Origin of the sequence: Microcystis sp. T1-4 (assembly GCF_000297435.1) — a bacterium.
GTDB lineage: Bacteria > Cyanobacteriota > Cyanobacteriia > Cyanobacteriales > Microcystaceae > Microcystis.
In genome coordinates, this window is sequence record NZ_CAIP01000128.1 from 18,261 (window position 1) to 42,514 (window position 24,254).

Genomic DNA, 24,254 nt, shown 5'->3' on the forward strand with positions numbered 1-24,254 from the left:
AAAGAAAGTAACCGAGAACGAGCGAATACCAAATAGTACAAACCCGACCAGTAAGATTGATGAGTTGTTAAAGGATGCTGTCGGTGACAAAAATTTAAATCAACTCTCCCGAAAAGATTTAAATGATCTTTTGAACAAAGTTGATTTTTTAGGTGCAATTGGACTTGATACTGACGGAAAACAGATACCAAAAAAAGTTGACGACAACCAAAAATCAAGTCTTACCTCAAGTCCTACCTCAAGTCTTACCTCAAGTCCTGCCTTAAGTCCTGCCTCAAGTCCTGCCTTAAGTCCTGCCTTAAGTCCTGCCTCAAGTCCTGCCTTAAGTCCTGCCTTAAGTTCTGCCTCAAGTCCTACCTCAAGTCTTACCTCAAGTCCTGCCTTAAGTCCTGCCTCAAGTCCTGCCTTAAGTCCTGCCTTAAGTCCTGCCTCAAGTCCTGCCTTAAGTTTTACCTCAAGTGTCTCACTACCAGATTTAGTGGGCAGTTTTGGCACGATTAGTTTGCCAAGTACAGTTGACTTCGGCGCTCTGGGGAATGCACAGGTAATTGTCACCAATCAAGGACAGGCGCTCGCCAGTGGACCTAGTACTGTCAAACTCTACATTTCCACTGACGGTCAGATTGACAGTAACGATGCCTTACTCACCAGTGTCAGCACAAACTTGAACCTAAACGCTGGGCAGTCAGTCACCCTAGACTTGCAGTATCAAAACAATACTTCAGTCATCGCTCCGGGGGCCTACTTTCTCATTGCTCAAGTCGATGCAGATAACCAAATTGCCGAACAAGTAGAAACCAATAATGTCACCAGTAAATTAGTATCGGGACTCAATACTAACGCCGTCATCGACTGGAATGCGATCGCATTAAATGCGATTCAAGCCGAGGGAAAGGCAGGGCGGGGAGTTCCGCCGACAGTAGGTTCTCGCTTAATGGCGCTGGTTTCTACTGCCGTCTATGATACGGTCCAGGCCTTCAACACTTTATATCCCTCCTACGCTGTAAATGTGAACGCACCAGCGAATACCTCGTTGGAGATGGCGGTAGTTGGTGCTGCCTATCGAGTTCTCTCTACTCAATTATCTGGACAAAATAACTTGTTCTTACAGCAAGTAGCCAATTCTCGGGCGGAGATTCTGGACAGTGCCACCGCTGAAAGCAGGGGGTTTAATTTTGGCATTTTAGTAGGCAATCAGAGCCTCAATTTACGCGCTAATGATGGTTCTAACGACAATACGCCTTTCACTCCGCTGTCGGGAGCCTATGTCTGGACACCAGAAACCTCGGGCCCGACTGCTGCGGTAGCAGTGGGTGCGAACTGGGGGGGAGTAGATACTTGGACGATTGGCGACATTGACCAGTTTGTCTCGCAAAATCAAATTGATGTAACTCTTGATGGCCGTCCCAACACAAATCCTACATTGTATGCCCAAGAAATTGAAGAAGTCCGGCTCTATGGCGGCTTGAACAACACTACTCTCACGACCACTTTACGCAATGCAGACCAGACAGAAATGGCTGTTTTCTGGGCCTATGACCGGGCTGATACCTTCCGTCCCTACGGTCAATTAAACCAAATTGCTCAAGAAATTGCGGTGCGCGACGGCAATACCTTGCAAAAAGATGCCAGTCTATTTGCCGCGTTAAATACCGCGCTGGCGGATGCGGTAATCGTCGCTTGGAAAGAGAAATACACTGAACTCCAACCTCGCCCTGATGACGTAATTGCCGGAGGATTTGCGGCTAATGACGGGTTAGCTTCTACGGTGGGCGATCCCGATTGGAAACCCTTGCTGTCACCATTAATGGGGGTTAATTCGCCACCCTTCCCGGATTATATGTCAGGGCATTCCGCCATGGGGGGAGCATTTGCTGGAGTCATGACCAACTATTTTGGTGACAACTATGTGTTTAGTGCTGTCTCCCAAGAACTTGTTGGTGTCGTTCGTACTTTCGATAGTTTCTATGAAGCGGGAATGGAAGATGCCCTCAGTCGTATTTATGGCGGGGTTCACGTCCGTGAGGCTTGCATTGATTCTTTTGAAATGGGGTTAGCTGTTGGCAATTACGTCGCGTCAAATGTCTTTCAGCCGATTTAAAATCGGGTTCGTTGTTAAGGCTCCGGCCCGATGATTGACAATGGAACGTTTGTCTCTGGCACTTTTTTAGTCAAAAAAGTGCCAGAACTGTTTTCTAGGAAGGCTTCCAGTAATATTCGGCCAACCCTATCTAGGGTTTGCTGAATAAATGTGAAATATTGACGAGGTAAGGGGTTTGGGGCTTTTTTGGCGAAGCAGGTGCAAGATTTTCAAGCTAGTGACTCAAAAACCTTGCATCTTGATCGGTTGGCATCCTGTAGGGGCGAAGCATTCGGATAGAAAATCTACGGTTTCAGCGATAGGTTATTGCCCGAATGCTTCGCCCCTACTTTTTCAACCAACCCTAGATAGTCAACAGCTTAACTGATAACTGATTCAAGGCTGTCTCCTGAATACTGAATACTGAATACTGAGGGTTATTTTATGGCAATTTATCAGATGGGATCGTATCACTCTCTACGGGTTCTCGATCGTTGCGTTTTGAGAAACCCCAAGCAAAGAGGACAGCAATTAAACTGATCATAATCCATTCCGGCGGCACAAAATCGGGACTAATCACCCGCAACAGCAATCTTAAACCCACCAAACCGACGGTGACAAAACCGGCATCTTCTAGGTGGGTGTATTCCTCTAACCAGCGAATAAATAAACCCGCCATAAAGCGCAGGGTAACTACTCCGATCGTACCACCAAGCAGGATCAACCAAGTATCATCGGCCACGGCGATGGAGGTGGTGACACTATCGAGGGAAAAAGCTAAATCGGTAACGGCAATGAGGGGGATAGCTTGCCAGAGAGATTGAAACTGGAGACTATGATGGGTGTGGTCTTTGTCTTCAGGGGAGGCAAAGTAATTAAAAACTAACCAGAGCAAATATACTGCTCCCAAAAGTTCAAACTGCCAGTATTTAACCACCCAGGTGGCGGTAAGAATCAAGACCATACGGAGAATATAGGCGAAAACTAAGCCAATATTCAAGGCCTGACGTTGACGCTGATGATCTCCTAATCCCTGTGCTATGGAAGCGAGAGCAATGGCGTTATCTGCTGATAATACCGCTTCTAGGGCAATGAGAACCAACAGAATTAACGGGGTTTTTAGACTAAGGGTTAGAGATGAATCAAGGAGCGAGTCTAACATTGAGGCCGCAGGTAAAAATAAATGTAATCATGGCAATACCTCAGCTTAACGCTTTTACAACTTTCTTTTCTAGGGGAGATAACCGTCACCGGGGTGGGGAGATATGAAGTCTTGTAACGAAATGATGCAGAGGACCCCGATGATGTCGGAAAGTATTGGATGAATATCTTTATGAGGAGATAATCAGCAATGCTTTCTGATACTCAAGTTTTAGTCGCTCTGGTAATTGCTTTAATCCCCGGGATTTTGGCTTTTCGTCTAGCGACGGAACTTTATAAGTAAAGTCGCTTTCAATAAACCCTGATCCCGTCTGACCTAGCTATAGGATAGACCGATTGGGGTTTTTTTGGTTATCGGTCATCAGTTATCAGTGATTGGGTGTAACTTAAAAGTAATTAGCCACCTTTCTCACCGATTTTACTTGTACTCATAAATCTATGACCGCACGAACACGAAACCAAACCGACAAAAAACCGAGAAAAAAGCCAAAAAGCGTCAATAAATCCCAAAACTGGCAAGTTATCGAGATTTGGCTGCGAATTATTGCCTATAGCGCTCTTTCGATCACGGCAGTTTTTGCGATCGCTCGTTTGCTACCCTACCAACAGATGCAACAGGCAAAACTGGAAGAACTGCGTTTGGCAGCCCAGGAAAAGGAGGAACGGGTTAATCAATTGCGCGGTCAATTTACTCGCAGCTTTGATCCTAGTCAAGCGCGGCAAGTGATGGGGGAACAAAGTCCCCGACGGGATCCTAATCAAAGACGCATTTTTTGGGTTTCTCAGTAGAATCGAGCGAGATAAATTCGTTTTTGAGCAGATTATTTGAGTATTTTGCCGATGCTGGTTGTTCACAACGAAAAAATTCTCGATTTAATTAAATACCGCTACTCTCTGGGGGATATCCAGAGATTATCCGCGTTTTTGTCGGAAAATGATGTCTTGAGATTTCCCCAGCTGGAAAATGGCTTATTTCCAGCAGCATTAGTCAGCAATGAGACAGAATACACCGGATATGCCAATGTTTGGCTGAGGGATAACGTTTATCTGGCTTATTCTCACTATATTATCGGACAGACAGCGATCGCTGTCAAGAATATTCAGACTTTGATGAACTATTTTCAAAAGTTCCAAAGGCGTTTTATTAATATTATCCAAGGTCGAGTTAATCCTGAAAAGATCAGGGAACGTCCTCATATTCGTTTTGAGGGACGTACACTGACGGAAATTGACCAAGTTTGGCAACACGCACAAAATGATGCCCTTGGCTATTTTCTCTGGTTTTATTGTCGTTTGGCACGGGAAAAATATGTTCAGCTTTCCCCCCATTGTTTAGAAACAATCGCCCTATTCCCCTTATATTTTGAAGCGATTAGTTATTGGCAGGATGAGGATAGCGGTCACTGGGAAGAAACCCGCAAAATAGAAGCATCTAGCATCGGGGTTGTGGTAGCGGGATTACGCGAATTAAAAAGGTTATTAATCGAGACAGAGATAAATCTCACGGCCGAAAATCGCAGGATTACACCGGCATTTTTAGCGGACTTAATTGAGATAGGAGAACAAGCTTTATACCGTATTTTACCAGCCGAGTGTCTTCTACCAGTACCGCAAGCGAGAAGTTATGATGCAGCCCTACTTTTTTTGATTTATCCCTTACAAGTGGTGGAGACAAATATCGCCGATCAAATTCTTAATAATGTTATCGTTCACCTTCAGGGAGATTACGGTATTCGTCGCTATTTAGGTGATTCTTTTTGGTGTCGAGACTATCGCTTAATTCCCCCAGAAATCCGCACCACCGTATCGACAGAAAGGGAAAATTGGTTACAGGAACAAGGGAGAGGATTAAACCTAGGCGAAGAAGCACAATGGTGTATTTTTGATCCGATTATTTCTGCCATTTTTGCCATTAAATTCCAGAGTACAGGTCAGGAAAAATACCTCAACCTACAAACCCATTACTTTAATCGTTCTCTCGGACAAATTACGGGAAAAGATTCCCCTGTGGGTGAGTTTAAATGTCCCGAATTATACTATCTAGAACAGGGAAAATATATTCCTAATGATGCCACTCCTCTCCTTTGGACACAGGCTAATTTACAAATCGCATTGGAACTAATTAAGAAAAGTTTAAGCAAATAGTGTAATTCCGTTTGACCAGATAAAATTAAAACTATATATAAATTCGGGAGTTAAAAAATGCCTAATAACAACAATCAAACCGATATCAATAAAGCGATCGATGTGTGTATGGAGGAGCATAAAACCCTGAGAACGGAAATTTTACAAACCATACAAAATCGCACTAATGTTATTGTCTTCGGAGGCGCTCTAGTTTTGACTTTACTGGGAATTGGGATCAGTCCCATCGCTAACTTGATTTGATCGCTGACTACCTGCAAGATAAAGAAAGAGAACGAATCAGATAGGGAATTTACAAGGGGATAAAAATTAAAATCTTTGGCTCTCTTATTCCCCGTATGATGAGTTTAACTTAATATACGATCGATCGATCTTTGTGTCCTTTGTGTCTTTGTGGTTCGCTCCACTCCCCCGCCAGCCCAACTGTATCTTAGAATATATTTTACCCACCAAACTCAAGAGAGCCAATCTTTCTGATTTCAAGCTACCAACGACCGGCGCTAGTCACTGATAACTGAAAACTGATAACTGATAACTGATAACTGAAATGACTCGATCCTATTTTGCTACTACCGCTAGGGGACTAGAAGAAATTGCCGCTAGGGAATTAGAATGCCTAGGGGCCAAAGAAGTGAAACCAGTATTCACCGGAGTCCATTTTCAGGGAGATCTGGCCCTACTCTATCGAGTCAATCTTTGGTCAAGAATTATTTTTCGGGTTTTGGTTCCCATTGCCGAAATTCCCTGTGGGGATGGGAAGGAACTGTATGATGGCATTCAAGCCATTGATTGGCGCGATTATCTCACCAGTGAGGAAACTTTAGCGGTACAATGTACGGGAACGAACGATCGCCTCAATCACACCCATTACACCGCTTTAAGCATCAAAAACGCTATTATCGACCAACAGCGTCAACAGGGGAATCCCCGTTCTTTTGTGGATACAGAAAATCCCGACCTGCAAATTAACGCTCATATCGAGAAAAATCGCTGTGTGCTTAGTTTAGATAGTTCTGGTCACAGTTTGCATCGTCGCGGGTATCATCGGGCCATGGGAGTCGCACCTCTGAAAGAAAGTCTCGCCGCTGCTTTGGTAGAATTATCGGCATGGCAGGATGATATGGCGCTTTTAGACCCTTTCTGTGGTTCGGGAACCATTGTCATCGAAGCGACGTTAAAAGCTTTAAATATTGCCCCCGGTTTATCTCGTTCCCAGTTCGGATTTCAGAAATGGCCAGACTATCAACCGGATTTGTGGCAATCTTTGCTTCAGGAAGCTAAAGAAAAACAAAAATCTCAGCTAAATGCGCCAATTTATGCTAGTGATGCCGATTACGAGGTTTTGCATCAGGCCGAGGATAACGCCTATTTTTGTCAAGTGCAGGACTATATTAATTTTAGCTTGCAAAGCATCACCGACTTAGAACCGACGAGCGATCGAGGGATTATTCTCTGTAATCCCCCTTACGGCAAAAGATTGGGTAATACCGAAGAATTAGGGGCTTTATATAAATCCTTCGGTGATGTCTTAAAACAGAGGTTTAAGGGTTGGACAGCCTATATTTTATCGGGAAACAAAGAACTGACTAAACAAATCGGTCTGCGTTCTTCCCGTCGCACTCCCTTGTATAACGGTTCTTTGCCCTGTACCCTCTTAAAATATGAGTTGTATTAAGCTAAGACGCATTTAAGCCGCTTATTCTTAGATTAGCCGAATCTCCCCCGCCCCCCCTGCCCCCCGACATCGGGGGGGTTGCCTCTTGCAAGAGTGCCTCTTGCCTCATCTCAACCAGCAATTTAAATTCGCAGGCAGTTTGACTACATCAAAACCTTGAGACTGTCAAGAGCTAAATGAACATTTTGACGAACTGAGGCAGCAGAAGTGTGTAGATCCAGACGTTCAGCATCGGTCAAACGCACTTCCAGAATACTTTCCACACCCCGGCATCCTAAGCGACAGGGAACCCCCAGATAGACATCCTGTAAACCGTATTCACCCTTGAGATAGGCTGCCGCCGGCAGTAAACGGGATTGATTTCTCAATATCGTCTCGACCATGGTACAGGCAGAGGAAGCAGGGGCGTAATAAGCGCCGCCAGTTTGCAGTAATTTGACGATTTCAGCCCCACCGTTGCGAGTTCTCTCCACTAGACGATTAATTGTTATCTCGTCCATTAATTCGGTAATTGGCACACCACTGACGGTACAGTAACGGGGTAGGGGCAACATTAAATCACCGTGACCACCCAAGACCATGGCATGAACGTCGGCGGTACTAACCCCCAATTCCATGGCGATAAAGGTTTGTAAACGGGAAGAATCGAGGACTCCCGCCATTCCCATCACTCTTTGGGGGGGTAAACCGGTTGCTTGCCAGACTAGATAGGTCATCACATCAAGGGGATTAGTGATGACGATAAAAATGGCTTCCGGAGAATACTGGAGGCATTTAGTGGCGGCCTCGACGACAATTTTAGCATTGACATTCATGAGATCATCGCGACTCATGCCCGGTTTTCTGGCTAATCCGGCCGTAATCACGACAATATCCGAGCCTGCCGTGTCTTCGTAGTTATTAGTGCCAATAATCTCGCTGTCGTGCAGTTCTATGCCCTGAGCTTCCATCAAATCTAGGGCAATACCCTGGGGCAAACCATTGACGATATCGAGGAGAACCACATCGGCGAGGTTTTTTTCGGCGATGCGTTGGGCCAGGGTGCGTCCGACGTTACCAGCACCAATAACCGAGACTCGGGGCGATTGACAGGGGATGGGTGTATCGTAGAAGTCAACCATGGTTTATGGATGAGGCAATATCCTCATCAGGCGGGTTCCAGTTGTTCGAGCTTTAGCCACACACTGGGGGTAGGAACGTAGAATTTAACCAAAGCGTAATCATCTTTTACATCCAAGACTTCTGCTGTCGAGTTGAACATATAACTAGGTAAACGGCGATCGCTGGCTAAGGCTTCGAGGCTATTTTCTAGGTTTCCCGTCACCACGCGGACTAAAGCTCCTTTCTTAATTGTAGCTGCCATGTCTTTCTCGTTGAATTTGCTTGGGGGTTTCTTCTATAAATTGTTACATATTCCGGCGGGCCTCTGACAAGAGAGTGTGGGGTGTGGGGTGTGGGGTGTGGGGTGTGGGAATGATGAATTATGAATTATGAATTGGGGAGTGGGGAGAATAAATAAAAGCTGTCTCCTGAATACTGTCTCCTGTCTCGGAGTCTCCTCTCTCCTAACCCCACCGACAAACTTTTTCAGTAAACCCTAATTAAAACTCAACCATTTGACCATAACCTAAGAGAGTTTGTAGGGTGGCGAGGCGATTTTCCCAGACTTGTATTTGATAGACAGATAAATCTTTTTGTCTGGACATCACAGATTTAAATTGATAGCTAAATCGCTTTAAGGCATTTTGAGTTAAAGTAAAATTGCGAGGGCTGGGATTATTAGCCAATTGTTCTAATAGATTAGCCATTTCGTCCACTTCTTGCCCCCAAGTTTTTAAGGTTCGCTCCTCCATTGCCCATAGATTATTCACTATTAAAAATATCCACTCTTGACGCAGGGAATTAAACCTCGCCGCCGCCGTTTTGAAGGGTTGACGGTGGGGTAAAGGTTCGGTTTTTTTCGTAATTATCGATCCCTGAATGCGATTAAGAATTGTTTGCAGGTTGGTACTGAGGTTTTCTGTGGCAAAAAGAGCGAATCCCGAAGTGGGAAGATTACGAATAAATTGTAGTTGATCGATGGTGACTTGATCGGGTACTTTTAACAGACGGATACCGGGTATAATCAGAGCATTTCCCGCAATTTGGCGATCAAATAAAGACTGGGTTTTCTCTTCTAAAGTCCCCGTATCAAGAGCATAAGTCATTAAAAATATCAGATCTATCCATTGATTTTGTCCCCATTCTTCCCAGTTTTGTTGAATCCGATATAATCGTTCTTTTTGTTCTAGGGGAAACACCGCCGCCGACATTTTTAAGTGGGGACGAATCTGTTTTAAGCGAGTAGAAACCTGCGAGACAAAAGTATCAACCTGACGGATTTTAAAGCTAGTCCATTGTTCCCATAAAGCACCCCCAGTATTTAAAGTAATGGGATCAACTCCCGTCATTTGTTTAAATAACCAACGGCCAGATTTACCATAACCGTAGGTTTGATTATAATCTTGATTCTGGAAGGGATAGCGAATATAATCTAACTGCAAGCCATCCACATCATAATTCCTGACAATTTCCTCGTAAAGAGATAAAAGATAGTTCTGTACTTCGGGATTAGCAGGATCAAAAAAGGCCTTTTTCATGCCTTGACTGTAATCAAAAGAACCACCACTTTTATTAGTTGCCCCCCAATCGGGATTACGGGATAAAACTGGACCAAGATAATCTAAAGGTTGCTCTAATACCTTATTATGAGCTTGATTAGCCGCCGCAAAAACCCACACCCAGGCGTGGATTTCCATATTGCGTTCATGGGCTAATTTAACGGCAACTTTTAGGGGATCCCAACCTCTGGTTAAAGGGTTTTGTTCGGGGGCAACTTGACTGGGATAAATAGTATAACTGGCATTAACTGTCTCGAAAAAGACCACATTAATACCCGCCGCCGCCATGCGATCGAATACTTTAGCTAAATCCTCCTCATTTTTAGCTTCTACGATCGTGCCTCGATCTAACCACATTGCCCGTATTTCTGGTTGGGCAAATTGTCGATTAGTGGGATAATGATCCCAAAGATTTCGCCGCGCTTGTAGCCAAAATTCTCGCGCTTGGGTATAGTCCCCTTGGGCGATTAAATTCTGAAAATTATTTAAGGCTCCTTGGGCATTTTCTAGGGCTAAACGGAATCGTCTGGCTGTATCTGAGGTGGGGGAATTTTTCCCAAGATTATGAAATGCTTGTGCTAGGGATTTATCAGTATTGGATATATTACTATTACTGGCCTCTAAAGCTAAGAGAGTCGCCCCATAACGTCCGATTAATCCCTGCAATTCCGCCGTCATCTGGCTAATTTGTTGGGGAGTTAGACTTGCTCTGGGGGGAATTGCCTCGGTATTCGCACTTAATCTCCCCATTTCATTACCTGAAGTTTCCGCAGTCGGGGGTAGAGGGCGACGGGGAGCGGTCGCAACGCGCTCGCTACGCGAGATCGCCGTTGGTGTATTATTAATATTATTAACTATTGTTGATTGTCCTTGACAATAGGGCGCAATTGTGTTAATAGAAGAACTGCGATTAATGCCGTAGCGTTGCAGGGCGGTTTCTAGCCAAGCGCTATCGAGGGCGAGATTAGCGACGGCATCGCTGCCCCAGCGCCAACCGAGAAAGATCGAGTTATTATTGAGGACAACGGCGGGGGGATTGTTGCGCGCCCCCCAAACGGCGACGGTTTGGCTATTAACTCCCGTGGGGATAACCACACCACCGAGGAGACTGCTGGCTAAAGGTTTTTGGTTTTTCAGTTCACCTAAATTAGTCGGCCGCAGGGTGTAAGCTTGGGAGTGGGGATAGGCCCAGTAGGCCCCAAACAGCGATCGCAGTTGCTCGCGCACGGCGGGTTCCGAAAGATTTCCCGCCGGACCGGTGACGATAATTTTACCACCGCGATTCAGCCAACGGCTCAAGACATCAGCTTGTAAACCGGAAATAGTCTCGACGTTGGGGATGATCAGCACCTTAATTTTATTTAAATCCGTGTCGCTTTGCCACTGATTACTCTGGAGAATGCAGTAATTAACCCCGACATTTTGCAAACGTTCGGTTATATCTGTCCATTGATTGGCATTTTCTTGACTTTTTAACACTGCCACCGGTGTCGCTAAAACTGGGATCGGCAGCAAGACACCCACACAGGACAAAAGACAGGCAATTAGGGGCTTTTTAAACAGATGATCAAGATGGAAGGACGATCCCAGCACGTTTTTTTCTCTTAATTTTTTTTGGTTAACTCCTCCTGATCTTACCCAACTTAGCCAAAAAATAGTATCTTTGGGAACAAAAATTGCGCCTTAGTCGTCGGCAAGGCGGATTTTAGGGTATTAGTTGAATTTCCCCACTTCCCCACTTCCCCATTCATAATTCATAATTCATAATTCATAATTCATAATTCCCATCTCCCCATCCCCCCATTCCCCCACTTCCCCATTCCCCCATTCATAATTCATCATTCATAATTCATAATTCCCATCTCCCTATAACTGTAAGGACAATTGCCGAAAGTGATCGCCGCGATGTTCAAAACTTTGGTATTGGTCAAAACTAGCACAAGCGGGCGATAATAACACCACTTTAGCCTCTTTTGCTGCTGCTAGTTCGGCTGCGCGTTGAACTGCCCTGTCCATCGTTTCTACACATTCATAATCTTGATAACCTGCTGACTGTAAACGACGGGCAAAATCGGCGGCAGCGTCACCAATAAGCAGCACGGTGGCGACTTTTGCCTTAATTTCAGCGATCCAAGCCCGATCATCCCCTGCTTTTGCTTCCCCCCCCGCGATTAAAATCGCCGGACTAGGGACAGATTTTAAGCCCACTGCGGCGGCATCGTAGTTAGTTGCTTTACTATCATTAATAAAGTCTAGTCCTTTATAAGTACAAATGTACTCTAGACGATGGGCAACCCCGGGGAAAGTAGCGATCGCTTCGGTAATGGCTTTTTTCTCGATTCCCGCCAATCTAGCGGCGGCCACAGCCATAAGCAAATTCTGCTGATTGTGACTACCCACCATTTTCAGCAGATTAACCGGGGCAATTAACTCCCCAAAAGCCACGATCCAGTTATCTTGCAGATAAACACCACGACTAGGATCGCCCAAAAGTGCCTCTTTGCCCTGCACAGAAGTCCAATAAGCTTGTTGCCATTGACTAACACCGATTTGACGCAGATAGGGATCATCCCCGTTGAGGATTTGGCGATCGCTTCTTTGCAGTAAAGAGGCTTTAATCCGATAATAATTTTCCAGGGTTTGATGACGATTGAGGTGATCGGGGGTAAAAGTTGTCCAGATGCCGATTTTCGGCGATAAATCCCGACTGGACTCGATCTGATAACTACTAATCTCCGCAATAATCCAATCGTATTTATCAGCTTTTAAAGCCAATTCACAGGCAGCATAGCCGATATTACCGCAGGAAGGGGCATTTAACCCCGCTTTTTGAAAAATAGCGGCACAGAGGGCGGTGGTGGTGGTTTTGCCGTTAGTTCCCGTAATCCCCAACCAGGGGGAAGATTGCAGATAACGCCAAGCTAATTCTAATTCTCCGATCGTATCGATGCCTTTTTCTCTGGCAGTAATTAAAATCGGGGCATCCCAAGGCACGCCGGGGCTAACCACGATAAGATTGGGCAAGTCCGAAGCCTCTAGACTGAGATTTTGACCAAGATTGACCATAATTCCTTCCCTTTCCAGATTGGTTTTGGTCTCTTGTAAACCGGGAGCATCAGAGCGATCGCTTAATGTCACCTGCCAACCATCCCGTTTTAAGCACCTTGCCGCCGCTATTCCCGATCTTCCCAATCCAATAATCGCCGCTTTCGCCATCTTGTTGCAACTCTACTCAAGGGTCAATTTTTAGCAATCTCTATCCTACTGTGGATTAGGTCGAGTAATAACTAGGGTTTGCGGCAAAAAGTTTTTCGGTGGGGGCAGGGTGTGGGGTGTAGGGTGTGGGGTGTAGGGTGTAGGGTGTAGGGTGTAGGGTGTAGGGTTTTAGCGATTTTGAGCGGGTCAATTACCTAATTTTCAGGGAAAAAGTACCTGAATTTTCCACCCGATCACTCCTAGATAGGGGCTGCTGAAAAAGTTTTTCGTGGGGGCAGGGTGTGGCCCCCCCAACCCCCCCGACATCGGGGGGGTGGGGTGTGGGGTGTGGGGTTTTACCCATTTTCAGGTGGTCAATTACCTAATTTTCAGGGAAAAAATCCCTAAATTTTCCCCCCAATCACTCCAATGGTAGGCACTTTTTCAGGGAAAAAAAGTCTAAAAGCCTTATCCAACAAGGTTTTTAGATTTATTCAGCAAACCCTAGATATGGTACTTTTTGGAAACGAAAAAGTCTAAAAGTTTTACCCAACAAGGTTTTTAGATTTATTGAGCAAACCCTAAATAAGTAGTCGTGCAAAATTAATTTCCTAGTCGAGACAGGAGACGGGAGACGGGAGACGGGAGACGGGAGACGGGAGACAGCTATTAGGGATCGGATTTGAGTTTTCAGTTCACTGTTTCCTCACACCAGAAGTCTGACGGAGTAGTGGCTTAGATGTGTAATTAATTTTGTTAGGTACTTATCTTCCAAGAAAACAAAATTCTCTCGCTTACGTCTAGATCGATAAAATAAATGCAAGTACAATCTCTATAACAACGCTCCCTATTTATGAATCTAAAATCATCCTTAAAATTTACCCTACTGTTTTCACTTCTGGGGGGTTGTCTCCTGACGACACCCAGTCAAGCAACTCTCTTTGAACAAAGAGAAGTTAATCAAGAAGATTTTATCGCTATTGCCCGACCCTACGGTAACGGTAAATACGATTTACTGATTTTGCAACAAATCCCCGGTAAACGCCAATGTTGGGCGGTAAATGGCAGAGAACCGACCATTGTTCAGCCTCTTCTCCTCGATTTCGATTTTACCGGCAGTTGTGAACGGGCCACCGACAGTAACGGTTATTCCCTTCGCATTCAGGGCAAAGATTACGGTTTAGAATACCTGCTGCGTATCGTACAACGCAACGGGGAATTAGTCCTCGTGGGAACCCCCCGCAATCCCAGGCAATCGGAGGTAATTATTGGACGGACTAAAGGTTTAGGGACCGGTTTAATCCAAATTTATCTCATCGATGGCTGGCGCTTTACTAAACGCAGTCTAGCCGGTCAAAATCTCAGTCATATCTATCTAACTGCTGATAGTCCCAGTTTCAATCCTCCCCCGGAATTACTCGCGGGTAATAGTTATTCCCTCCCCAGAGAATCCGTCAAAGCAGAAACACCGGTTAATCCTTCTGCTAATCCCGAAGTGCGAGAATATACCTTTACGGCTGCAGAAACAGCAGTAGAGAGCAATCCTCAGCCAGCGGTCAATAATCCAGCACCAGAACCAAATTTAACGCCACCGTCCCCAGTTACCCCTAATTTGCCCCCCCTAACTCCTCCCAATTCCCAGAATAGTAATGCAATTGTACCACCACCGCCACCGCGTAATTTAGGCAATCAGAGAAGTTTATCAGACGTAATCACTTTTAATCGACCAGCTGCTAATCCCAGTAGTGGTAATATGAGCAATACTGGCCGCAAAGGTTTTAAAGTAGTAATTGAAGCTAAAACCGATAGCGATCGCACTAGGGTTCGTTCTCTCTATCCCGACGCTTTCCCCACTTCCCACCAAGGTCGTCGCGTCTGGCAAATAGGCGCGTTTAGTAGTCGTGATAAGGCTGAAAACGCTTTACAAAGTCTTGCCCCCCTGCGCGGATCGATCGTACCATTTTAGGGAACGCTGGAACTGCGTAACGGGGAACAGAGAGTGCATAGGGGTAATGGGAAAATGGGAAAATGGGAAAATGGGGAAATGGGGAAATGGGGGAATTTCAACTAAAACCCCAAAACCCTAAAACCCCAACTCTCAACTCCGGCCTCCTGACTCCTGACTCCTAGAGTAACTGATAACTGATAACTGATAACTGATAACTGATAACTGATAACTGATAACTGATAACTGATAACTGATAACTGATAACTGATAACTGAAAACATGGAAATATCGGAACTAAAAAAAGGTATCGAGATAGTAGGATTGCGCCTGGGTAAAACCCAGGACTATCTTTGACTTACCCACTTTAAGGGCGAAAATTAAAGACTTAGAACAGGTGGCAGCCGTCCCCACTTTTTGGGATAACCCCGATACTGCTCAAAAAACCCTGCAAGAACTAAATGAATGTAAATCTTCTTTAGAAACCTATCAGGGTTGGTGTGAACAATTAGAAGATACTAAGGCAATTATCGAGTTATTAGAATTAGAATCCGATCGAACTTTACTAGAAGAAGCGACGGACAATTTAACCCATTTACAGCATGACCTCGATCGCTGGGAATTGCAACAGCTTTTAAATGGTCCCTACGACGCAAAAGGAGCAGTTTTAACGATTAATGCGGGGGCCGGGGGAACCGATGCCCAAGATTGGACAGAAATGCTCCTGAGAATGTATTCTCGCTGGGCCGAGAAACAGGGTTATAAAGTCACTTTAGCGGAAATATCAGAAGGAGATGAAGCGGGAATTAAATCGGTGACAATTGAGATTGCCGGAACTTATGCTTACGGTTATCTGAAAGGAGAAAAAGGCACCCATCGGTTAGTCAGAATTTCCCCTTTTAATGCTAATGGTAAACGTCAAACCAGTTTCGCCGGGGTGGAAGTGATGCCAATTTTGGGCGATGATGCGGTGAGGGTAGAAATTCCCGATAAAGATTTAGAAATTACCACCACTAGATCCGGGGGAAAAGGTGGACAAAATGTTAATAAAGTGGAAACTGCCGTGCGTGTAGTTCATCTTCCCACAGGTATCGCTGTGCGTTGTACCCAAGAGCGATCGCAACTACAAAATAAAGAAAAAGCCCTAGCTTTATTAAAAGCGAAATTGTTAATTATTGCTCGGGAACAACAGGCTCAAGCGATCGCCGAAATTCGCGGAGATATGGTGGAGGCCGCTTGGGGCAATCAAATCCGTAACTATGTTTTTCATCCCTATCAATTAGTTAAGGATCTGCGTAGTAATGTGGAAACCACCGATGTTAGCGGGGTAATGAATGGGGATTTAGATAGCTTTATTGAAGCCTATTTACGTTTGGGGGGGAACAGTGCGGGTTATACTGATTCCTAAGATGAGAGCAGCTCTATTTTCTCGCAAATTCTGTTCTTATTGGCTTGTTAAGCTATTTGTCCTCTACTAAGAAGAAAAATCAATGGTTATTATCGAGATTACCAATGTGGAAGAAATATTAAGCGAAAAAATTGGCTCTTTTGCCGCTAAAATCGTCCAAGCTCTAGCAGATGATGAAGGGAAAGTGGAAGAGGTTCTCATCAAAGAATTACAGGCTAATTTTCAGGAAAGGGGGATTAAAGCTAATCTGTTTAGCGTCACTGGGTTAGATATGCTCGGCAATGGCAGGCTAGAGGTTAAAGTTAATGTTCGTTCTGCTAATATGATGTCCTAAGAGAAGATAAAATCGCCAATGGTTGGGTTTAACTATATTTAACCCAACCTTATTCTGGTAGTTACCATCAAAAGCAATGGCACCGAAGCTCGGGTTTATAATAAACCAACAAAATGTAACGGTCCTTGACCGGTAATTAATTCGATAATAATTGCCAGAAAACCGATCATCGCTAATCGACCATTCCACACCTCAGCTGCCGTGGTCATTCCCCATTCCCAACGCTCCTGGGGATACATTTTCATATTCGCCTTCGGACGGGTAATTTGCTCGAAAGTGGTGGGGTTTTCCTCTAGGGATTTGACCACTAACTGGGAGAGAGATTCGATAAACATCGGGTGAGTGTTAAGAGCCGGTACTCGCTGAAAATGTTCAATTCCCGCTTCTTCCGCCACTTCTCGGTACTCTATATCGATTTCTTGCAGAGTTTCGATGTGTTCCGAGACAAAGCTAATCGGAACGACCAATAAATGCTTAATTCCCTGCTCTCCCAACCCTTTTAGAGCATCTTCAGTATAGGGTTTTAGCCATTCTACCGGACCAACGCGACTTTGATAGGCTAAAGTGTACTGATTGGGTCGGTTTAGTGTACGCATGATCGCCCTAGTGCATTCTTCAATTTGCCTTTGATAGGGATCTCCCGCTTCCTCCACATAACTTTGGGGGACACCATGGGCGCTAAAAAAGATATGTACTTGGTCAGGATTAGGACACTGCTCTAATTCTCGCGCAATCAGATCCGCCATAGCACTCAGATAAGTGGGATGATCGTACCAAGAGGGGATGAGAGTATATTCCGTCAAACGCAGATAGGGATCCTGCTGCCACATTTCCTCCAGTACACGAAAACTGGAACCACTGGTGCTGATGGAAAATTGGGGATAAAGAGGAAGAATAACTAATTTTTTGATATGATCCCGTTTAATCCGCTCGATCGCTTCTTCGGTGAAGGGATTCCAGTAACGCATCCCGATATAAACGCTCACCTCGCGGCCCATTTCCGCGAGACGTTGTTGCAGTGCCGTGGCCTGTGCTTCCGTAATCTTGAGTAAAGGGGAGCCACCACCAATCTGACGGTAATTCTCTTGGGATTTACTCGCTCTTAGCGTCGATATTAACCAAGCTAACGGTTTTTGTAATCCTTTGATCGGTAAACGGATGATCTCTGGGTCAGAAAAAAGGTTAAATAGAAAAGGACGCACATCCTCTAACCGCTCCGGCCCACCCAAATTTAATAATAGAACCCCAACGCGACCCATAGTGTTAACAGATAATTTTTAAATTTTCAGATTCTTTACCAAGTTTAACAATATATCGGTGGAACCGTTAAAACAAATTACAGACAATATAGAACTTAATCAAATCTTGGAGGTTGATCTTGGCTACAATTTTACGTCCCCTCAGTTATCAATATCAATGGCTTTACGATGGTATCTCCCGTCTGGCTGCCCTAGCGGTGGGTGGGGAGCCTCGTTTTCGGCAATTGGCCCTAGAAGATTTAAAAATCGCTAAAAATGACCCTATCCTGGATCTCTGTTGTGGTGCGGGTCAAACCACCCGTTATTTAGTCCTCCTATCCGATCGCTGTACTGGTTTAGATGTCTCTCCCCGGGCCCTGGAGCGAGCTAGTTTAGCGGTGCCGCAAGGGCATTATGTGGAGGGATTAGCCGAAAAAATGCCCTTTAGTGCCGGAGAATTCGCCTTTGTTCATACTAGCGCCGCTCTCCACGAAATGGAGCCGGAGCAGTTAGAGGAAATCCTTAAAGAAGTGTATCGAGTTCTCAGACCGGGGGGAATTTTTGCCCTCGTGGATTTTCATCGACCCACTAACCCGCTTTTTTGGCCCTCTTTGGCCCTATTTTTGCAATTATTTGAAACCCATACCGCTTGGCAGTTTATCGATAGGGACCTGATCCAATCTTTACAGGCGATCGGTTTTCGTGATTGTCAACAAAAATTATACGCTGGTGGTAGTTTACAGGTGATTCAAGCGGCCAAGTGAAGGGATGGATCTGGCATTATTTTCAGGGGCAGTCGGTCATTTATACTTAATAAGGCAACGGTTTTTTAATCAAGCTGAGTTTGATCGACTCAGTGCCAGTTACTTTTGAGAAGTTAATGACTAGAGCAAAAATTCTACAACCCGATTTAATTTTAGGGGATACGATTCTCGGTCTCACTCTGGAGATTTTGAGTCAGCATCAGATTAAGGGATTGATTCTCGATGTGGACGATACCCTTGTTCCCCTTCAGGAAACCACGGTTTCTGACGATTTACAGCGTTGGGTCGATTCCTTGCGTCTTTATCTACCGATTTGGTTGGTCAGCAATAATCTCAGTGAAAATCGGATCGGTGCGATCGCTGATAATTTACAACTTCCCTACCTTCTCGGTGCGGTGAAACCATCTCGACGCAAACTCCGGCAAGCGATGGCAGCCATGGGACTCCCCCCCCAACAAATTGCCATGGTTGGCGATCGCTTGTTTACCGATGTTTTAGCGGGAAATCGTCTGGGAATGTTTACCATTCTGGTGAAACCAATGGTAAATCCCTTGACTGGGGGGCAAGCTTATCCAATCCACGATTTTGAGGTGTGGATATCACAAATTCTCGGCGTTTCCCTGCATCCGCAGCATTACTTCATAAAACCTGACCAATCCTCACAAAAGTAAATATTAAAAAATACTTAAGTATAGAGGAAAATAGCGAAAAGTAGGAAATACTATAGGCAATTTGAAATGAGGTCAGCCCAGATAAAGACCTTAAATATAAGAAAGTGAATAGATAAGACCTCTTGTAAAAATCAAAAATTGTTGTTAGGGTTGGGAGTCAGTAGCCAGTAGTCAGTCCTCAGTCCCAATGAAAAAATTGTCACCCCCACAGATGAAAGAGGTTTCTTTCCCCACACCCTCTTTCAAGTCAGTAGTTAGGAGAATTAAGAATGAATAATAATCAGTTAAATGGTCTAATTATAGACTTTATGCCATTTAATCCTTATTTCTGCCGTTTTTGAACTCTGAAAAATTAATTATGCAAGAGGTTTATAAAAGAAGATGAGTTTCTAATCAGTTGCTGTCACCTGATCTAGGCTTAAAAATCTTGACCATTTCCCTGTTTATCTGCCTCCACATCTGCAGCTATTCTGAACCATTTAACACCTTTTCTGCCCTGGGTCTTCTCCTTGGCAAAATTAATCAAGTTTTTGCCATCCTCAACCGGAAAATTTAATTTAATTGTCTGGGTAATCAGTGCAGTTATTGAAGAATTTTTCCCAACCAATTAAGCAATCAACCTACTTCCTTCAGGGAACCTAGGGAAAAGATTATGCACAAAAATGATAGGATCGATCGATACCTAGCTGCCGTTAATCGCCCTCGATGAGACCTTTACGCCAACTTTACCGCTATTTAAGTTTATTTTGCCTCTGTCTTCTTCTGATCGTGGGCTGTCAGTCCACTAATTCCAATTTACCCCGGGGGGATAGCGATCGCCTGATGATTGGGACAACCCTAAAACCACGCTCGCTCGATCCGGCCGATAGTTATGAGTTAGCGGGACTTTTTATTATTTATAATCTCGGTGAAACTCTCTACACCTACGCCGAAGGAACCACTAATTTAAAGCCTCTCCTCGCCACGGAATTGCCCCAAATTAGCCCCGATGGTTTGACTTATACTATCCCAATACGTCGAGGAGTTATTTTTCATGATGGCACGGTTTTTAACGCAGAGGCGATGAAGTTTTCCCTAGAAAGATTTATCAAAAATGGTGGTGAACCTTCCTTTCTTCTCCGGGATACAATTGATAAAATCACCGTTACCAAAGAAGACGAAATTACTATTAAACTAACCAGACCTTTTGCCGCATTTCCCGCTCTTTTAGCTTATCCCGGAGCCTGTGCGGTTTCACCCAAATTTTATCAAATTGGCGAGGGTAAATTTAAACCCGAAGAATTTATCGGCACAGGACATTATCGATTAAAAGCAGTTACCAGCGATTCTTTTAGTTTAGAAGCCTTCGATCGCTATTGGGGAGAACCGGCCAAAAATAAGGGAGTTAATGTGCAAATTTATCTCTCGAATCCTGCCAATTTGTTTAACGGTTTTCAGACAGGTGCGGTGGATATTGCCTATCAATCTTTACTGGCTCCTCAAGTGAAAAAATTACGCACAGAAGCAGCCCAGGGAAAATGGCAAGCCATCGAATCTTCTGGGGCAGCAATTAACTTTATGAGCGTCAATCTCAAAAGTGAACCCACCCATAATATTTTAGTGCGACAAGCCATTGCTTCTCTTGTTGATCGAGATTTACTTAATGATCGCATTTTACAAGGTCAAGGCATCCCTCTTTTTAGTCTCATTCCTACTACTTTTTCCGAGTCACAACCAGTGTTTAAAGAGCGTTATGGCAATCATAATATAGAGCAAGCCAAACAATTACTAAAAGCGGCTGGTTATAGTCCGGAAAAACCCGCAATTGTAGAAGTTTGGCACTCCTCCGGATCGATCACTTCCAGCACTGTGGCGGCAGTGTTGAAAGCCCTATCAAAACGGGATTTAGATAATAGGATTCAATTTGAACCCAATAGTATCCTAGGAGCGGCATTTTTCCGTAATATTAGCCGGGGACTTTATACCACTGCTCTATCTAATTGGTATCCAGATTTTTTGGATGCAGATAACTATATTTATCCCTTTTTAGATTGTGCTAAAGGTTCCCCAGAAACGGGCTGCGAAGAAGGCGGCTCGCAAAGTCAAGGCTCATTTTTTTACAGTCAAGAAATGAATCAATTAATCGCCCAATCCCGTCAGGAAAGTAACCCAGCTAAAAGAAAGCAAATTTTTGGCAAAATTCAAGAAATTCTCGCCGATGAAGTTCCCTATATTCCCCTTTGGCAAACCAAGGAATACGCTTTTGCTCGCCATGGCATCAGGGGAGTTATCATCAATCCCAGTCAAACTTTTCCCTTCTGGACAATTGCCAAAAAATCCTGATAATTAATTATTAGGAGTCAGCCTTGAATCAGTTATCAGTTATCAGTTATCAGATGTGAGTTTTCAGTTCACTGATTACTGTTTACTGTTCACTGACAAAACTCCCCACTTCCTTCTCCCTTCCATCTCTTCCATTCTCCATTTTGCTATGAAACTAACAGCAATGTCCTTTAATGTTCGCTACGATAAACCCGATCCCGATGAGCGTAATTGGCGAGTAAGAAGGGAAGCAGTAGCGGCTTTAATTGCTCACTATTCTCCTGATATAATTGGTACTCAGGAGGCTCGCGCTAATCAATTATTGGATCTACACCGTTTATTGCCAAAATACCAAAGTCTAGGCAGCGATCGCAGGGGGACAGGATTAGATGAACATTGTGCAATTTTATATCAACCAAGTCGGTTAAAATGTTTAGAAATATACGAATTTTGGCTATCAGAAACCCCCGATATTATTGGCAGTATTACCGAAGCTTGGGGTAATCCTTATCCCCGCATGGTAACGGGGGCTAAATTTCGCACTCTTGAGGGGCAAACTTTGCAGTTTTATAACACCCATCTCGATTACTATAGCGACAAAGCTAAGGACTTAGGTGCTAAGTGCATACAGGAGCATTTTTGTCAACTAGATTTAACAGAAGATTACCTATTTTTAACGGGGGATTTTAATGTTAATTCTCAGCAATTACCCCGTCAGATTTTAACTCAACCTCTCCAGTCAGACATTAAATTAAAGGACGCTTTAGCAGATTGGGAATTAGCAGAACAAATGAGCTTTAATAATTACACTGATACTCCTTATTTAGCCATCGATACCATTTATTATGATAGCCGTTTACAGTTAGATTGGGCAAAAGTTGATCGTTCCCGTTGGCTGAATCTTATTCCTTCCGATCATTATCCCGTAATTGCTGCTTTTACCTTGCCCTAAAAATAGATTATTTTTGTATTTAGCAAATATATAGAGGGGGAAAGCTGCAGCAGACTTTGGTAATTCAATAGTTAAATTTCTTAAGTGTTTTAAACAGGAAAAAACTTAACCAGTGGTATTTTTATGACGACTTTACTAGGAATTATCCCGACTTTTGTGGGGAGAACTGGGTTAAATTTGCTTCAAACTGGCAGTTTTGTACTAGGGAGTTTTAGCTTAACTATAAAGGTTATTTTTGGGCGTTGTCAGATCAGAATATGAAAGATGCAATGCAATCCCTGCTATCAAAGTAATTTCAGTTGCAAGCTGATTCGGATCATCTTTCAATTTGACAACGCCAAATAATTGGGTATTGGTGACAGATGATACTGATTTTAATTATGTAGATGGACTGATTTTAGAACGTTGGTAAGGAGCGCATCACCTACAAAAACAGCCTACAATATTACTAGGCGATCGAATATTCCCCGAAATTCAGATGAGTCAATCCCCCGTCACTATCACCTATTCCCTAGAAACTGTTCTAACAAGAATCGAAGGCAAGTTAGACTCTTTACAGAAAGATGTCACCGATCTAAAAGTAGATATGGCCGAGGTGAAAACCGAACTCAAAAGTATTGATAGGCGATTGGAAAAAGTAGAGGGAACACAGAACGCTTTAATTAAGGATGTATCCGACCTTAAGGGAGCAAAATCGTTGATTATTCCCGTGGTAGTGGCAGTATTAACCAGTATTCTGACTCTGCTGGTGCGATCGATCCCTAATCCTTAAAAGTTTCCCCGTTTGTATAGTAAATTCGTAGGTCGGGTTGAGGCAACGAAACCCGACATAAATCCTCGGTTGTTGGGTTTCACTATCGTTCAACCCAACCTACAGCTTAAAAGCTTCCCCCCCCCTTGCCCCCCCGACATCGGGGGGGTTAGGGTAGGTTGATTCATGAATCAACCTACGGCAACTTATCCCTTGTTCCGACGACCTTTAACCCCCAGTAAACCCAATCCGAACAGGGACAACGCCGCGATCGCACCAGGTTCGGGAGTGGCGACCGAGGGGGGTATGTCGGCTGTGTTGATCTGGAAACTGTTAGAAGTGATACTGGCAAAGAAACTCGCTCCATTAGCAAACCGGTTTCCCGATAACGTGGCGATGCCCGTCGGGGTTTGGCTAGGAGAAGAGGCGTTCCAGCCGAAAGCTCCACTGGTGCTGGTAACGTATAACCAGTATTTAGTACCGGCGGTAAACGTGAAGGGGCCAGTGGGAGTGAAGGTGTAGTTAAAGACTCCCAGTCCTTGAGGGGTGGGATTGGTGAAACTGGCGAGGACGGTACTGCCCGGATTGCTACCCCCGACATCATTGCGGATCTGGACGAGGGGAGCCACTCCGGTTTGGTAGCCACCGAGTCGCAGGATGGCGTTGTCGAGGCTGTAATTGTTACCCGCGGGCAGGGTAAAGGCGAGTGCTTTTATAACACTAACACCACTTAAAGTAGTACTATTATTATCATTCGTTTGTGGGAGATTCCCGATCAGAACCGCCGCGCGGACAGGGTTTACCCCCCCGTTAGTACAAGAGAACTGCTAATGCCCGCTAACACCAAAGACACAGGTAAGGTTTTCATGATTTCTAAAAAAGTTCAGAAAGATTGCCTTAATTCTATGGCAGCTGTCTCTTCTGTTCAACTATTGATTAGATTTTGTCATCATTTACCGTCTGGTATGATATTT

General features: G+C 44.4%; 23 protein-coding genes. 14 read left to right on the forward strand and 9 right to left on the reverse strand.

Annotated elements, in window-relative coordinates; translation table 11 throughout:
* Positions 1–99: 99 nt before the first annotated feature.
* Positions 100–495 carry a hypothetical protein gene (locus tag MICAI_RS26960; protein WP_232306159.1) on the reverse strand — a complete coding sequence of 132 codons (396 nt, stop codon included), beginning with the start codon at positions 493–495 and terminating at the stop codon, positions 100–102.
* Positions 496–502: 7 nt separating this feature from the next.
* On the opposite strand from MICAI_RS26960, the gene MICAI_RS07530 reads away from it, so the two are divergent.
* On the forward strand, positions 503–2,101 hold the full coding sequence (locus MICAI_RS07530) for a vanadium-dependent haloperoxidase (protein ID WP_232306160.1): 1,599 nt from the start codon (positions 503–505) through the stop codon (positions 2,099–2,101).
* Between the two features lie 421 nt (positions 2,102–2,522).
* Here MICAI_RS07530 and MICAI_RS07535 read toward each other — a convergent pair whose 3' ends face one another.
* Positions 2,523–3,242: a TerC family protein gene (locus MICAI_RS07535; protein ID WP_008199889.1), complete on the reverse strand. Its 720-nt coding sequence runs from the start codon at positions 3,240–3,242 to the stop codon at positions 2,523–2,525.
* A gap of 189 nt (positions 3,243–3,431) precedes the next feature.
* Between MICAI_RS07535 and psaM the strand changes: the two genes are divergently transcribed.
* The 5 genes from psaM to MICAI_RS07560 all read left to right on the forward strand — a co-directional run bounded on the left by psaM (position 3,432) and on the right by MICAI_RS07560 (position 7,061).
* Entirely contained in the window at positions 3,432–3,524 is a 93-nt protein-coding gene (psaM, locus tag MICAI_RS07540) for a photosystem I reaction center subunit XII (protein WP_012264462.1), read from the forward strand.
* A gap of 155 nt (positions 3,525–3,679) precedes the next feature.
* Positions 3,680–4,030, forward strand: a complete 351-nt coding sequence (locus MICAI_RS07545; protein WP_008199891.1) for a slr1601 family putative cell division protein — start codon at positions 3,680–3,682, stop codon at positions 4,028–4,030.
* 51 nt (positions 4,031–4,081) lie between these two features.
* Entirely contained in the window at positions 4,082–5,386 is a 1,305-nt protein-coding gene (locus MICAI_RS07550) for a glycoside hydrolase family 15 protein (RefSeq protein WP_008199893.1), read from the forward strand.
* A gap of 57 nt (positions 5,387–5,443) precedes the next feature.
* Positions 5,444–5,629: a hypothetical protein gene (locus tag MICAI_RS07555; protein ID WP_008199895.1), complete on the forward strand. Its 186-nt coding sequence runs from the start codon at positions 5,444–5,446 to the stop codon at positions 5,627–5,629.
* A 304-nt stretch (positions 5,630–5,933) separates the two neighbouring features.
* Entirely contained in the window at positions 5,934–7,061 is a 1,128-nt protein-coding gene (locus MICAI_RS07560; RefSeq protein ID WP_008199898.1) for a THUMP domain-containing class I SAM-dependent RNA methyltransferase, read from the forward strand.
* A 143-nt stretch (positions 7,062–7,204) separates the two neighbouring features.
* On the opposite strand, the gene mdh is transcribed toward MICAI_RS07560, so the two are convergent.
* The 4 genes from mdh to murD form a co-directional block, all read right to left on the reverse strand.
* Positions 7,205–8,182: a malate dehydrogenase gene (gene mdh / locus MICAI_RS07565; RefSeq protein ID WP_008199899.1), complete on the reverse strand. Its 978-nt coding sequence runs from the start codon at positions 8,180–8,182 to the stop codon at positions 7,205–7,207.
* Between the two features lie 26 nt (positions 8,183–8,208).
* Positions 8,209–8,424 carry an NAD(P)H-quinone oxidoreductase subunit O gene (locus tag MICAI_RS07570; protein ID WP_008199900.1) on the reverse strand — a complete coding sequence of 72 codons (216 nt, stop codon included), beginning with the start codon at positions 8,422–8,424 and terminating at the stop codon, positions 8,209–8,211.
* Positions 8,425–8,662: 238 nt separating this feature from the next.
* Complete coding sequence (locus tag MICAI_RS07575) at positions 8,663–11,314, reverse strand: glycoside hydrolase family 10 protein (RefSeq protein ID WP_008199902.1); 2,652 nt, start codon at positions 11,312–11,314, stop codon at positions 8,663–8,665.
* Positions 11,315–11,587: 273 nt separating this feature from the next.
* Complete coding sequence (gene murD, locus MICAI_RS07580; protein ID WP_008199904.1) at positions 11,588–12,937, reverse strand: UDP-N-acetylmuramoyl-L-alanine--D-glutamate ligase; 1,350 nt, start codon at positions 12,935–12,937, stop codon at positions 11,588–11,590.
* Positions 12,938–13,769: 832 nt separating this feature from the next.
* Between murD and MICAI_RS07585 the strand changes: the two genes are divergently transcribed.
* The 3 genes from MICAI_RS07585 to MICAI_RS07595 all read left to right on the forward strand — a co-directional run bounded on the left by MICAI_RS07585 (position 13,770) and on the right by MICAI_RS07595 (position 16,603).
* Positions 13,770–14,882 (forward strand): DUF3747 domain-containing protein, encoded by a 1,113-nt coding sequence (locus tag MICAI_RS07585; protein WP_008199906.1) that lies wholly within the window; start codon positions 13,770–13,772, stop codon positions 14,880–14,882.
* Between the two features lie 261 nt (positions 14,883–15,143).
* Positions 15,144–16,269, forward strand: a protein-coding gene (gene prfB, locus MICAI_RS07590) for a peptide chain release factor 2 (protein ID WP_106909843.1) whose coding sequence is annotated in 2 segments (ribosomal slippage) — positions 15,144–15,215 and positions 15,217–16,269 — 1,125 coding nt in all. Because the reading frame shifts where the segments join, the coding sequence is not laid out codon by codon here.
* A gap of 82 nt (positions 16,270–16,351) precedes the next feature.
* Positions 16,352–16,603: a hypothetical protein gene (locus MICAI_RS07595; protein WP_008199912.1), complete on the forward strand. Its 252-nt coding sequence runs from the start codon at positions 16,352–16,354 to the stop codon at positions 16,601–16,603.
* 95 nt (positions 16,604–16,698) lie between these two features.
* Here the strand turns inward: MICAI_RS07595 and hemH are convergent, their stop codons facing one another.
* Entirely contained in the window at positions 16,699–17,862 is a 1,164-nt protein-coding gene (gene hemH, locus MICAI_RS07600) for a ferrochelatase (protein WP_008199914.1), read from the reverse strand.
* A 119-nt stretch (positions 17,863–17,981) separates the two neighbouring features.
* Here hemH and MICAI_RS07605 point away from each other — a divergent pair, with 119 nt between their 5' ends.
* Together MICAI_RS07605 and MICAI_RS07610 are read left to right on the forward strand one after the other, a co-directional pair.
* Positions 17,982–18,605 carry a class I SAM-dependent methyltransferase gene (locus tag MICAI_RS07605; RefSeq protein ID WP_008199916.1) on the forward strand — a complete coding sequence of 208 codons (624 nt, stop codon included), beginning with the start codon at positions 17,982–17,984 and terminating at the stop codon, positions 18,603–18,605.
* 116 nt (positions 18,606–18,721) lie between these two features.
* Positions 18,722–19,276 carry a YqeG family HAD IIIA-type phosphatase gene (locus MICAI_RS07610; protein ID WP_008199918.1) on the forward strand — a complete coding sequence of 185 codons (555 nt, stop codon included), beginning with the start codon at positions 18,722–18,724 and terminating at the stop codon, positions 19,274–19,276.
* A 418-nt stretch (positions 19,277–19,694) separates the two neighbouring features.
* Here the strand turns inward: MICAI_RS07610 and MICAI_RS25785 are convergent, their stop codons facing one another.
* Complete coding sequence (locus tag MICAI_RS25785) at positions 19,695–19,883, reverse strand: hypothetical protein (protein ID WP_039899800.1); 189 nt, start codon at positions 19,881–19,883, stop codon at positions 19,695–19,697.
* Positions 19,884–19,981: 98 nt separating this feature from the next.
* Between MICAI_RS25785 and MICAI_RS07620 the strand changes: the two genes are divergently transcribed.
* From MICAI_RS07620 to MICAI_RS07630, 3 genes are all read left to right on the forward strand, one after another.
* Positions 19,982–21,598 carry an ABC transporter substrate-binding protein gene (locus MICAI_RS07620; protein ID WP_008199920.1) on the forward strand — a complete coding sequence of 539 codons (1,617 nt, stop codon included), beginning with the start codon at positions 19,982–19,984 and terminating at the stop codon, positions 21,596–21,598.
* Positions 21,599–21,746: 148 nt separating this feature from the next.
* Positions 21,747–22,529 carry an endonuclease/exonuclease/phosphatase family protein gene (locus MICAI_RS07625; protein WP_008199922.1) on the forward strand — a complete coding sequence of 261 codons (783 nt, stop codon included), beginning with the start codon at positions 21,747–21,749 and terminating at the stop codon, positions 22,527–22,529.
* A gap of 478 nt (positions 22,530–23,007) precedes the next feature.
* Positions 23,008–23,301 (forward strand): hemolysin XhlA family protein, encoded by a 294-nt coding sequence (locus MICAI_RS07630; protein WP_008199924.1) that lies wholly within the window; start codon positions 23,008–23,010, stop codon positions 23,299–23,301.
* 185 nt (positions 23,302–23,486) lie between these two features.
* Here MICAI_RS07630 and MICAI_RS07635 read toward each other — a convergent pair whose 3' ends face one another.
* Positions 23,487–24,059: a choice-of-anchor R domain-containing protein gene (locus MICAI_RS07635; protein ID WP_369751904.1), complete on the reverse strand. Its 573-nt coding sequence runs from the start codon at positions 24,057–24,059 to the stop codon at positions 23,487–23,489.
* Positions 24,060–24,254 lie beyond the last annotated feature (195 nt).